Genomic DNA, 12,636 nt, shown 5'->3' on the forward strand with positions numbered 1-12,636 from the left:
ATCTAACCTCCGGGGTGACGGCGCACCCCGGCGCCCGCACCGCACGTCTACGCACCCACCCCGTACGGCCCACCCCGTTCCCGGAGGGACTTCGTGCACAGAACCAGACTCAGAAGCACCCGCACCCCCAGGTATCCCAGGCTTCCCGGGCTTCGCGCCACGGTCGCCCTGTTCACCGGCCTGCTCCTGGCCGTGGGCACCCCCGCCACCGTCGCCGGCGCCCACCCCGGCCATCCGGAACACGACGAACCGGTCGCCGACGGGCAGTTCCAGCAGGTGCCGCTCGCCAAGGGCGAACCCGAGACGGGCGAGCCGATGTCGCTCGCCGTGCTCCCGGACCGCAGCGTGCTGCACACCTCGCGCGACGGCACACTGCGCCTCACCGACCAGGGCGGCGTCACCAAGATCGCCGGCAAGCTCGACGTCTACAGCCACGACGAGGAGGGCCTCCAGGGCGTCGGCATCGACCCGGACTTCAAGAACAACCGGGCGATCTACCTCTACTACGCCCCGCCGCTCGACACCCCCGCGGGCGACGCCCCGGAGACCGGCACCGCCGAGGAGTTCAAGAAGTTCGACGGCGTCAACCGCCTCTCCCGCTTCACACTGAACGCCAACGGCACGCTGAACACGGCCAGCGAGAAGAAGGTCATCGACGTCGCGGCCTCCCGCGGCATCTGCTGCCACGTCGGCGGCGACATCGACTTCGACGCGGCCGGCAACCTCTATCTGTCGACCGGCGACGACTCCAACCCCTTCGCCTCCGACGGCTACACGCCCATCGACGACCGCGAGGGTCGCAACCCCGCCTTCGACGCCCGCCGCAGTTCCGCCAACACCAACGACCTGCGCGGCAAGATCCTGCGCATCAAGGTCGCCGAGGACGGCTCGTACACCGTCCCGGACGGCAACCTCTTCGCCCCGGGCACGGACAAGACGCGTCCCGAGATCTACGCGATGGGCTTCCGCAACCCGTTCCGGATGAGCGTCGACGACAAGACCGGCATCGTCTACGTCGGCGACTACGGCCCGGACGCGGGCGCCGCCGACCCGAAGCGGGGCCCGGCGGGACAGGTCGAGTTCGCCAAGGTGACGAAGGCCGCCAACTTCGGCTGGCCGTTCTGCACCGGCAACAACGATGCCTACCTCGACTACGACTTCGCCACCAAGGAGTCCGGCGAGAAGTTCGACTGCGCCGCGCCGAAGAACACCTCGCCGTACAACACGGGCCTCACCGACCTGCCGCCCGCGCAGGCCGCCTGGATCCCCTACGACGGCGGTTCGGTGCCCGAGTTCGGCACCGGCTCCGAGTCCCCGATGGCCGGCCCGGTCTACCGCTACGACCCCGACCTCGACTCCAAGGTGAAGTTCCCCGAGGCCTACGACGGCGACTTCTTCGCGGGTGAGTTCGGCCGCCGCTGGATCAAGCGCATCGAGCAGACGGCCGAGGGCGCCGTCGCGAAGATCAACGACTTCCCGTGGACCGGCACCCAGATCATGGACATGGAGTTCGGCCCCGACGGCGCGCTCTACGTCCTCGACTACGGCGTCTCCTGGTTCCAGGGCGACGAGCACTCCGCGCTGTACCGGATCGAGAACGCCGAGGACGGCTTCTCTCCGATCGCCGAGGTGAGCGCCGACAAGACGTCCGGAGCGGCCGGCCTGAAGGTCAAGTTCACCGGTTCCGCCAAGGACGCCGACTCCCCGGACCTCACCTACAGCTGGGACTTCGGCGACGGCACCAAGGGCGAGGGCCTCAACCCCACCCACAAGTACAAGAAGGTCGGCACCTACACCGCGACCTTCACCGCCAAGGACGCCGAGGGCCACACCGGCAACGCCAGCACCCGGATCGTGGTCGGCAACACCGAGCCCAAGGTGCGGATCGACATCCCGGGCAACGGTGCCCTGGCCGAATTCGGCAAGCCCGTCCCCTTCAAGGTGACCGTCACCGACCCCGAGGAGACGGTCGACTGCTCCAAGGTCAAGGTCGCCTACAGCCTCGGCCACGACTCCCACGCCCACGAGCTGACCAGCGAGATGGGCTGCGAGGGCACCCTGAAGCCGCCCCCCGGTGACGGCGGCCACGACCCCAACGCCAACATCTACGGCGTCGTCGGCGCCGGCTACACCGACGGCGGGGCCAACGGCCAGGAGGCCCTGACCGGCACCGCCCGCACCGTGCTCCAGCCCCTGCACCGCCAGGGCGAGCACTTCACCACCCAGTCGGGCGTGACGGTGATCGACAAGACCGGCGCCAACGGCGGCAAGACCGTCGGCAACATCGACGACGGCGACTGGATCTCCTTCACCCCCTACCGGTTCGACGGGCAGAAGAAGATGACCGTGCGGGCCTCCTCCGGCGGCGCGGGCGGCTTCATCGAACTGCGCACCGGCTCGCCCGACGGACCGCTGCACGGCTCGGCGTACATCCCGCCGACCGGCGGCTGGGAGACTTTCCAGAACGTCGACGTTCCGCTGCGGTCCCTGCCCAAGAAGACCACGGACATCTATCTGGTCTTCAAGGGCGGCGAGGGCGCGCTCTACGACGTGGACGACTTCGAGTTCTCCAAGGAGCCGTTCAAGGGTGGCAAGAAGGTCCTGGTCTTCTCCAAGACCGCCGGCTTCCGGCACGACTCCATCCCGGCGGGCATCACCGCCCTGAAGGAGCTCGGCGGCCCGGCCGGCATCACGGTCGACGCGACCGAGGAGGCCCGCCAGTTCACCACGACCAACCTCGCCAAGTACGACGCGGTGGCCTTCCTGTCCACCACGGGCGATGTCCTCAACGCCGAGCAGCAGAAGGCCTTCGAGGACTACGTGGCGGGCGGCGGCGGTTACCTGGGCATCCACGCCGCGGCCGACACCGAGTACGACTGGCAGTTCTACGGCGGCCTCGTCGGCGCCTACTTCGACTCGCACCCGGCCATCCAGAAGGCCACCGTCCGTGTCGAGGACCACGACCACCCGTCCACCGGGCATCTGGACGACGCCTGGGAGCGCACCGACGAGTGGTACAACTACCGCACCAACCCCCGTGAGCAGGCCAAGGTCCTCGCCACCCTGGACGAGACCACCTACCAGGGCGGGAACATGAAGGGCGACCACCCGATCGCCTGGTGCCAGAGCTACGGCGGCGGCCGGTCCTTCTACACCGGCGGCGGCCACACCAAGGAGTCCTACGCCGAGGAAGCCTTCCGCGCCCACCTGCTCGGCGGCCTCCAGTACGCCACCGGCCAGGTGAAGGCGGACTGCAAGCCGGGCAAGGACCACCGGAAGATCTTCAACGGCCAGACCCTGGACGGCTGGAAGCAGGCCGGCCCCGGCAAGTTCGCCGTCAAGGACGGCGTGATGGAGTCCGAGGGCGGCATGGGCCTGCTCTGGTACCAGGCCAAGGAGTTGACGTCGTACTCCCTCAAGCTCGACTGGAAGATGCGGGGCGACGACAACTCCGGGATCTTCGTGGGCTTCCCGGCCTCCGACGACCCCTGGTCCGCGGTGAACAAGGGCTACGAGATCCAGATCGACGCCACGGACGCGGCCGACCGCACCACGGGCTCCGTCTACTCGTTCAAGTCTGCGAACATCAAGGCCCGTGACCAGGTGCTGCGGCCGCCCGGCCAGTGGAACTCCTACGAGATCAAGGTCCAGGGCGAACGCCTCCAGGTGTTCCTCAACGGAGTCAAGATCAACGACTTCACCAACAAGGACCCCCAGCGGAGCCTGACCGACGGCTACATCGGCCTCCAGAACCATGGCGCCGACGACCAGGTCTCCTTCCGCAACATCCAGTTGAAGGAACTGCCCGTCAAGGGCGACTGAACGGCGGCGGGCGGGGGACGCCGGACCCCCGCCCGCCGTCTCCCTTCCCCCTCGGGTTCGCGCACGTTCAGGAGGCTGCCCATGTCCGCGTCCCTCTCCCGACCGCGTGTGGGGGTGTGGCTGATCGGAGCCCGAGGCTCCGTCGCCACCACCGTCGTCACGGGGTGCGCCGCCATCACCGCGGGACTCCACCCGCCCACCGGCATGGTCACCGAGACCCCGGCGTTCACCGCCAGCGGTCTGCCCGCCCTGTCCGACCTCGTCTTCGGCGGCCACGACACCCTCGACTGCCCCCTCCCCAAACGCGCCGAGACCCTGACCGCCGGCGGCGTCCTCCCGCCGGGCGTCGCCACCGCCGTCGCCGCCGACCTCGCCGCCGCCGACCGGGAGATCAGGCCCGGAGGCCCCACCCCGGGGGACACGAGGAGTGAAGCCGACCTGATCACGGCCTTCGCCGACGACATACGCGACTTCGCGCACCGCCACGAGCTGGAGCGGACCGTGGTGGTGAACGTCGCCTCCACCGAACCAGCGTCCCAGGGCCCCGACGCCCCGCTCCCCGCCAGCACCCTGTACGCACTGGCGGCCCTGCGCGCGGGCTGCCCCTACGTCAACTTCACCCCCTCCGAGGGCATCCACCACCCGGCGGCCGCCCGCGAGGCCGAGCGGTGCCGCCTGCCGTACGCCGGCCGGGACGGCAAGACCGGACAGACCCTGCTGCGGGCCGTGCTGGGCCCGATGTTCGCGCAGCGGGCGCTGCGGGTCCGGGCCTGGTCCGGCACGAACCTGCTGGGCGGGGGCGATGGAGCCGCCCTCGCCGACCCGGCCGCCGCCGCGGCGAAGAACGCCGGCAAGGAACGCGTCCTCGCCGACACCCTCGGCACCGTCCCCGAGGGCGAGGTCCACATCGACGACGTCCCGGCCCTCGGCGACTGGAAGACCGCCTGGGACCACATCGCCTTCGACGGCTTCCTCGGCACCCGCATGATCCTCCAGACCATCTGGCAGGGCTGCGACTCGGCCCTTGCCGCACCCCTGGTCCTGGACCTGGCCCGGCTGACCCTCCGGGCCCACGAGGCCGGCCGGTCCGGTCCGCTCGACGCCCTCGGCTTCTACTTCAAGGACCCCGTGGGGGAGGGGCCGTCCGGCCTCGCCGAGCAGTACGAGGAACTGGTCCGGTTCGGGCGGAGCCTGGGGCGGGCCGGTGAAGAGGGCCGCCGGGGTGTGGGGTCGGTGGAGGAGCGCCGTGACGACGTGGGGGATGCCCTGTGACGCCTCGCGACAGCTCTTGCGGATGCTCTGCGGGCTCGTCCACAGCCGCTCCTCGAGCCGGCACCGGCGACACGGCCCCCTGCACCTGCACCGGCCGGTCACCGCGCGGACGCGCCTGGGCCGAACTCCTCCGTCTGCCCGCCCTGTTCAGCGTCCCGGGCGACGCCCTGGCCGGCACGGCCGCGACCGGCGCGACACCCAACGCCCGCACCCTGCTCGCCATCGGCTCCTCCCTCTGTCTCTACGAGGCCGGCATGGCCCTCAACGACTGGGCGGACCGCGACATCGACGCCGTCGAACGCCCGCACCGCCCCCTGCCCTCCGGCCGCATCCGCCCGGCTGCCGCACTCACGGCGGCCTGCGCTCTCACCGGCGCGGGGCTGGCCCTGGCCTCCTGCGCCGGCCGTCCCGCCCTGGCCGTCGCCGTGCCCCTCGCGGCGACGGTCTGGGCGTACGACCTCGGCCTGAAGCACACCCCCGCGGGCCCCGTGGCCATGGCCGCGGCCCGTGGACTCGACCTGCTCCTGGGAGCCGCCGCAACGACCGGCCGCACCCGACCGGCCCTTCCCTCAGCGGCCCTCCTCGGCACCCACACGCTGGCCGTCACGACGGTCTCCCGTCAGGAAGCCCAGGGCGGTACGCCTCTGGCCCCCTTGGCGGCGCTCGCGACGACCGCCCTGCTGACCCGTGTGGTGACGCACCGCCCTTCAGAGCACCGGGGGACAACCGCTCTTGCCCCTCTCGGGCCAGGAGCGACTCGGCCTCCAGGACCTGTGCTCGGCCGGAAGCCCGCGGCACACCTCAGTCCCGCGAGGCCGCGGCAGGAGAGCGGCATGGCGGTCACCACCGCTCTCGCGGCCGCCTACGTCGCGGCCACCGCCCGCCCCTACTTCCACGCCACGCTCAACCCCTCACCTCCGCTCACCCAACGAGCCGTCGGCGCCGGCGTCCGCGCCACGATCCCCCTTCAGGCCACCCTGACCGCCCGCTCCAAGGGCACGGCCACGGCCCTTCTCATCGCGGCCCTGGCCCCGCTGGGAGCGCGGCTCGCGAGGAAGGTGAGTGTGACGTGACTCCGGAGATCGCTCCTCTCGATCCCCTCCAGCCCTTCCAGTCCCTCCAGCCCCTCCGCTTCGGCTACGGCACCAACGGTCTCGCCGACCTCCGGCTCGACGACGCGCTCTCCCTCCTCGCCGATCTCGGCTACGACGGCGTCGGTCTGACCCTCGACCACATGCACCTCGACCCCCTCGCCCCCGACCTCGCCACCCGCACCCGACGGGTCGCCCGGCGGCTGGACGCGCTCGGCCTGGGCGTCACGGTGGAGACGGGCGCCCGCTATGTGCTCGACCCGCGCCGCAAACACGGCCCCTCCCTGCTGGACCCGGACCCCGGTGACCGGGCGCGCCGGGCCGAACTCCTCGTCACTGCCGTGCGGGTCGCGGCCGACCTCGGCGCCCACGCGGTCCACTGCTTCAGCGGCGTCCTCCCGGACGGCACCGACACGGACACCGCGTGGAAGCGTCTCGCCGAGACCCTCACGCCCGTCCTGGACGCCGCCGCCTCCGCCGGCATCCCGCTCGCCGTCGAACCCGAACCGGGCCACCTCCTCGCCACCCTGGCCGACTTCCACCACCTCCGCCGCACGCTCGGCGACCCGGAGCATCTCGGCCTCACTCTCGACCTCGGCCACTGCCAGTGCCTCGAACCCCTCTCTCCCGCCGACTGCGTGCGGGCCGCCGCACCCTGGCTGCGGCACGTCCAGATCGAGGACATGCGGCGCGGTGTCCACGAGCACCTCCCGTTCGGAGACGGGGAGATCGACTTCCCGCCGGTCCTGGCGGCCCTCGCCGCCACCGGCTACCAGGGCCTGACCGTCGTCGAACTGCCCCGCCACTCCCACGCCGGCCCGCACTTCGCCGCGCACTCCCTCCCGTTCCTCCGCCACGCCGAGCAGGTCGCGGCCACCGCGTCGCCCCACCCCGCTCCGGCCCTCCAGCAGGCCGCGCCACCCCACGGCGCTCCCTCCGCCACCCCTGAAGGGAGCAGCACCGCATGACCCAGCCCCGCACCACACCGGCGGCAAGAACCGACAGCACCACCCACAGCGGCCAACCCGGTCCCGGCACCGCTCTCACCCCCTCGCCCGCCGATCTCCGTCGCCACCTCACCACCCACCTCGACGGAGCCGCCCGGTCCTGGCTCGAGCACGCCCTCGACGAGGCCGCCGCCCATCCCGGCATCCACGGGCCGATCTCCCCGTGGGAGCTGCGTCTCGCCGAGGCCGGTCGTCGCTGCGGTGCCGCGCACGCCGACGCCGCCCGGGTCCTCATCCTGCACGCGGCCCGCGCCGGCACCGACGCCCTGACCCGGGTGTACTTCCAGGGCACCGCCGACGAGCGCCGCGCCGTCCTGCACGCCCTGCCCCACCTCGTGTCCGGCCCCGGCGCCCTCCCTCTCGTCGAGGACGCCCTGCGCACCAACGACACCAGGCTCCTCACCGCCGCCGTCGGCCCGTACGCCGCCCGGCACCTGGCCCCCCACGACTGGCGCCACGCCGTGCTGAAGTGCTTGTTCACCGGCGTCCCCGTCGAGCACGTGGCCGACCTGCCCCGGCGCTCCCACGGCGACGACGAACTCGCCCGCATGCTGGGCGATTACGCCGCCGAGCGCACCGCCGCCGGCCGCACCGTCCCCGAGGACCTGTACCGCGTCCTGGACCTGACCGAGTCCGTGCCCCCGGCCCCCGGCACGGACCACCCCCACGGCAAGGAGTCCTGATGCGCATCTTCGACCCCCACATCCACATGACCTCCCGGACCACCGACGACTACGAGGCCATGTACGCCGCGGGCGTCCGCGCCGTCGTCGAGCCCTCCTTCTGGCTCGGCCAGCCCCGCACCTCGCCCGCCTCCTTCCGTGACTACTTCGACGCCCTGCTCGGCTGGGAACCCTTCCGCGCCGCCCAGTACGGCATCGCGCACCACTGCACGATCGCCCTCAACCCCAAGGAGGCGAACGACCCGCGCTGCGCGCCCGTCCTGGATGAACTGCCCCGGTATCTCGTCAAGGACAACGTCGTGGCCGTCGGCGAGATCGGCTATGACTCGATGACCCCCGCCGAGGACGCCGCCCTCGCCACGCAGCTCCAGCTCGCTGCCGACCACGTCCTGCCCGCCCTGGTCCACACCCCGCACCGCGACAAGCTCGCCGGCCTGCGCCGCACCCTCGACGCCGTCCGGGAGTCGGCCCTGCCACCGGAACGCGTCCTGGTCGACCACCTCAACGAGACCACCGTCAAGGAGGCCAAGGACAGCGGCTGCTGGCTGGGCTTCTCCGTCTATCCGGACACCAAGATGGACGAGGAACGGATGGTCGCGATCCTGCGCGCCTACGGCACCGAGCAGGTTTTGGTGAACTCCGCCGCGGACTGGGGCAGGAGCGACCCCCTCAAGACCCGCAAGGTCGGCGACCTGATGCTGGCCGAGGGCTTCGACGAGGACGACGTCGACCGGGTGCTGTGGCGCAACCCCGTCGCCTTCTACGGGCTCAGCGGCCGCCTGAACCTCGACGTCACCGGCACGGAGGCCACGCACGAGGGCAACTCCATCCTCCGCGGTGCCCCCAAGGACCCGCACGAGATCGATCCCGGTCCGGGAGACGGCGACGAGCCGGCTCGCGTCCCCGTCGCGGGGGCGTGAACCATGCGCTTCCGCCACCCCGACGGGTCCACCGTCCACCTCGCCTACTGCACCAACGTCCACCCCGCCGAAACCCTCGACGGGGTCCTCGCCCAGCTCCGTGACCACTGCGAGCCCGTCCGCCGCCGGCTGGGACGCGACCGGCTCGGGATCGGGCTGTGGCTCGCCAAGGACGCCGCCCACGCCCTCGTCACCGACCCGTCCGCGCTGCGCGGCCTGCGCACCGAACTCGACCGGCGCGGCCTCGAAGTCGTCACCCTCAACGGCTTCCCCTATGAGGGCTTCGGCGCCGAGGAGGTCAAGTACCGCGTCTACAAGCCGGACTGGGCCGACCCGGAACGCCTCGACCACACCAGCGCCTTGGCCCGGGTCCTCGCGGGACTCCTCCCCGACGACGTGGCCGAGGGCACCATCTCCACCCTGCCCCTCGCCTGGCGCACCGCTTACGACGACGAGCGCGCGGAGACCGCCGGCACCGCCCTGCGCACCCTCGCCGAACGTCTCGACGCCATCGAGGAACTGACCGGTCGCTCCATCCGCGTCGGCCTGGAACCGGAACCCGGCTGCGTCGTCGAGACCACCCGCGACGCCATCGCCCCGCTCACCGCGATCGGCCACGACCGCATCGGCATCTGCGTCGACACCTGCCATCTCGCCACCTCCTTCGAAGATCCGGACACCGCCCTGGACGCCCTCACCGAGGCCCGTGTCCCCGTCGTCAAATCCCAGCTCTCCGCCGCCCTGCACGCCGAGCACCCCCATCTGCCCGAGGTCCGCGAGGCCCTCGCCGCGTTCGACGAACCCCGCTTCCTGCACCAGACCCGCACGGCCACCGCCGCCGGCCTGCGCGCCACCGACGACCTCGACGAGGCCCTCGCGGGCCACGTCCTGCCGGACGGCGCACCCTGGCGCGCCCACTTCCACGTCCCCCTGCACGCGGCCCCCGCCGCGCCTCTCACCTCCACACTCCCGGTCCTGAAGTCCGCACTGACCCGGCTCGTCGGCGGCCCGGCCCCGCTCACCCGCCACCTGGAGGTCGAGACCTACACCTGGCAGGCCCTCCCGCCCGAGCTGCGCCCCCGGGGCCGCACCCAGCTCGCCGAGGGCATCGCCGCCGAACTCACCCTCGCCCGCGACCTGCTGACGGACCTCGGCCTGAAGGAGCTGCCATGAGCACCCACCCTTCCGCCCCGGGCGCCGACCCTTCCGCCCATGGCTCCCACCCGGCCCCGGCAGGCCCCACACCCCTCCTCGTCCTCGACGTCGTCGGCCTCACCCCCCGGCTCCTCGACCACATGCCCCGTCTCAAGGCGCTCGGACAGTCCGGCTCCCGCGCCGCGCTGGGCACCGTCCTGCCCGCCGTCACCTGCGCCGCCCAGTCCACGTTCCTCACCGGCACCATGCCCTCGGAGCACGGCATCGTCGGCAACGGCTGGTACTTCCGCGAACTCGGCGACGTCCTCCTGTGGCGCCAGCACAACGGGCTCGTGGCCGGCGACAAGCTCTGGGACGCCGCCCGCCGCGCCCACCCCGGCTACACCGTCGCGAACATCTGCTGGTGGTACGCCATGGGCGCCGACACTGACTTCACCATCACCCCCCGTCCGGTCTACTACGCCGACGGCCGCAAGGAACCCGACTGCTACACCCGGCCGGCCGCGCTGCACGACGAACTCACCGAAAAGTTCGGCACGTTCCCTCTCTTCCACTTCTGGGGCCCCGGAGCCGACCTCGTCTCCAGCCGGTGGATCATCGACGCGACCCGCCACATCAACCGCACCCGGCACCCCGATCTGACGCTCTGCTACCTCCCTCATCTCGACTACGACCTGCAGCGCTTCGGCCCCGACGACCCGCGCTCCCTGAAGGCGGCCGCCGACCTGGACGCCTCCCTGGCCCCGCTCCTGGACGACGCCCGCGCCGAGGGCCGCACGGTCGTCGCGCTGTCCGAGTACGGCATCACCCGTGTGAGCCGGCCCGTCGACATCAACCGCGCCCTGCGCCGCGCCGGCCTCTTGGAAGTGCACACGCAGGACGGCATGGAGTACCTCGACCCGATGGCGTCACGCGCCTTCGCGGTCGCCGACCACCAGATCGCCCACGTCTATGTGCGCCGCCCCGAGGACCTCGACGCCACCCGGGCCGCCCTCGACGGTCTGCCCGGCCTCGGCCAACTCCTCGACGACGAGGGCAAGAAGGCCCACCACCTCGACCATCCGCGCGCGGGCGAACTCGTCGCCGTGGCGGAAGCCGACGCCTGGTTCACGTACTACTACTGGCTCGACGACGCCCACGCGCCCGACTTCGCCCAGCTCGTCGAGATCCACCGCAAACCCGGCTACGACCCGGTCGAACTCTTCATGGATCCCCTCGACCCCTACGTCAAGGTGAAGGCGGCCACCGCACTGGCGCGCAAGAAACTCGGCATGCGCTACCGCATGGCGGTCGTGCCCCTGGACCCCTCACCTATTCGCGGCAGCCACGGCCGCCTTCCGGCGAGCGACGACGACGGTCCGCTCCTCATCTGCTCCACCCCCCGTGCTGTCGGTGACCGCGTCGCGGCCACCGATGTGAAGTCACTGCTGCTCGAACTCGCCGGCCTCGGCTGAGGACAGAGCCTCAGTCCCGACTGGTCACAAGTGAAGCACTCACCACTGACAACGCCCCGCGATCACGAGGAGTTCCACGCATGAGCCGCTTCTCCCAGCCCGATCCCGAACTCACTCACCGCCTCAGCAGACGCGGCATGCTCGGCGTGGCCGCCGGCGCCACCGCCGCCGCCCTGCTCGGCGCCGCGGCCCCCGCGACGGCCGCCACCGGAAGTGCGACCGCTACCACCGGCAACACGGGCGCCACCGGCACCGCGTCCGGTGCCAAGGGCCGGGGCCGCCCCGTCCTGCCGCCCGGCCGCCTCGGCATCCAGCTCTACAGCCTGCGCGACAAGGTCTCCACCCTCGGCTTCGGCCCCGTCTTCGCCGAACTGGAGAGGTACGGCTACGACGAGGTCGAGTTCGCCGGCTACACCCAGGGCTCCGCGGGCCCCATCACGCTCGCCCAGCTCAAGCGGCTGGCCCGCAACCACGGCCTGAACCCCATCGGCAGCCACGTCGGCTACTACTCCAACGACCCGAACGCCTACACCTTCGCGCAGAACCTCACCAAGGTCCTCGACGACGCCCAGGCCCTCGGCCTCAAGCACATCGGCACGGCCTCGGGCCCGTTCCGCTACGGCTCCACCGTCGACGCCTGGAAGCGCGCCGCCGATGACTTCAACACCTACGGCGCCGCGGCGAAAGCCCGGGGCATGAAGTTCTACCAGCACAACCACTCCGAGGAGTTCTCCTTCGCCACGGACAACCCCAAGGTCCGCCTCTACGACATCCTGCTCAAGGAGACCGACCCGGACCTCGTCTATCTGGAGATGGACATCTACTGGGCGTACGTCGGCCAGTTCCGCTTCTCCAAGCGGCCCGACGGCAAGCCCGCGCCCTTCGAACCGCTGAACTACGTCCTCAAGCGGCCCGACCGCTACCCGCTGTTCCACGTGAAGGACGGGGAGAGCGACCCGTCGAACCCGTACGGCTACAACATGACCGACGTGGGCGACGGCGACATCGACTACCAGCGCTTCATCTCCGCCGTCACCCGGCTGCGCGGCCACCGCATGGCCCACCACTGGCAGGCCGAGCACGACAACCCGGCCGAGTCCTTCACCTTCGCGCGCCGCTCCAGCGCGCACCTGCACTCCCTGAGGGAGAAGTGCTGAGGGCCCTACCGGCATGAGGAGGCCCCTCCCGCGTCAGGGAGGGGCCTCCTCACAGGTGGGACGGTCGGCCCACGA

Annotated in this window: 9 protein-coding genes; all 9 read left to right on the forward strand. The window is 71.7% G+C overall.

What is annotated here, in order from left to right; genetic code table 11:
* The first annotated feature begins 93 nt into the window (after positions 1–93).
* The 9 genes from ACFT4A_RS04980 to ACFT4A_RS05020 all read left to right on the forward strand — a co-directional run bounded on the left by ACFT4A_RS04980 (position 94) and on the right by ACFT4A_RS05020 (position 12,561).
* Positions 94–3,822, forward strand: coding sequence for a ThuA domain-containing protein (locus tag ACFT4A_RS04980; protein ID WP_382826047.1), 3,729 nt, complete (start codon positions 94–96; stop codon positions 3,820–3,822).
* Between the two features lie 81 nt (positions 3,823–3,903).
* On the forward strand, positions 3,904–5,094 hold the full coding sequence (locus ACFT4A_RS04985) for an inositol-3-phosphate synthase (protein ID WP_382826048.1): 1,191 nt from the start codon (positions 3,904–3,906) through the stop codon (positions 5,092–5,094).
* A complete protein-coding gene (locus tag ACFT4A_RS04990) occupies positions 5,091–6,167 on the forward strand; it encodes an SCO3242 family prenyltransferase (protein WP_382826049.1) in 1,077 nt (358 codons plus the stop codon). The genes ACFT4A_RS04985 and ACFT4A_RS04990 overlap by 4 nt, the downstream gene beginning before the upstream one ends.
* On the forward strand, positions 6,164–7,153 hold the full coding sequence (locus tag ACFT4A_RS04995; protein ID WP_382826051.1) for a sugar phosphate isomerase/epimerase family protein: 990 nt from the start codon (positions 6,164–6,166) through the stop codon (positions 7,151–7,153). The genes ACFT4A_RS04990 and ACFT4A_RS04995 overlap by 4 nt, the downstream gene beginning before the upstream one ends.
* Positions 7,150–7,875, forward strand: a complete 726-nt coding sequence (locus ACFT4A_RS05000; RefSeq protein WP_382826053.1) for an EboA domain-containing protein — start codon at positions 7,150–7,152, stop codon at positions 7,873–7,875. The genes ACFT4A_RS04995 and ACFT4A_RS05000 overlap by 4 nt, the downstream gene beginning before the upstream one ends.
* Positions 7,875–8,795 carry a TatD family hydrolase gene (locus ACFT4A_RS05005; protein ID WP_382826054.1) on the forward strand — a complete coding sequence of 307 codons (921 nt, stop codon included), beginning with the start codon at positions 7,875–7,877 and terminating at the stop codon, positions 8,793–8,795. The genes ACFT4A_RS05000 and ACFT4A_RS05005 overlap by 1 nt, the downstream gene beginning before the upstream one ends.
* A gap of 3 nt (positions 8,796–8,798) precedes the next feature.
* Complete coding sequence (gene eboE, locus ACFT4A_RS05010) at positions 8,799–9,968, forward strand: metabolite traffic protein EboE (protein ID WP_382826055.1); 1,170 nt, start codon at positions 8,799–8,801, stop codon at positions 9,966–9,968.
* Positions 9,965–11,404 carry an alkaline phosphatase family protein gene (locus ACFT4A_RS05015; protein ID WP_382826057.1) on the forward strand — a complete coding sequence of 480 codons (1,440 nt, stop codon included), beginning with the start codon at positions 9,965–9,967 and terminating at the stop codon, positions 11,402–11,404. The genes eboE and ACFT4A_RS05015 overlap by 4 nt, the downstream gene beginning before the upstream one ends.
* Before the next feature lie 80 nt (positions 11,405–11,484).
* Positions 11,485–12,561: a sugar phosphate isomerase/epimerase family protein gene (locus ACFT4A_RS05020; RefSeq protein WP_382826059.1), complete on the forward strand. Its 1,077-nt coding sequence runs from the start codon at positions 11,485–11,487 to the stop codon at positions 12,559–12,561.
* The last annotated feature ends 75 nt before the right edge of the window (positions 12,562–12,636 follow it).

This window comes from Streptomyces sp. NPDC057099 (assembly GCF_042671245.1).
Lineage (GTDB): Bacteria > Actinomycetota > Actinomycetes > Streptomycetales > Streptomycetaceae > Streptomyces > Streptomyces purpurascens.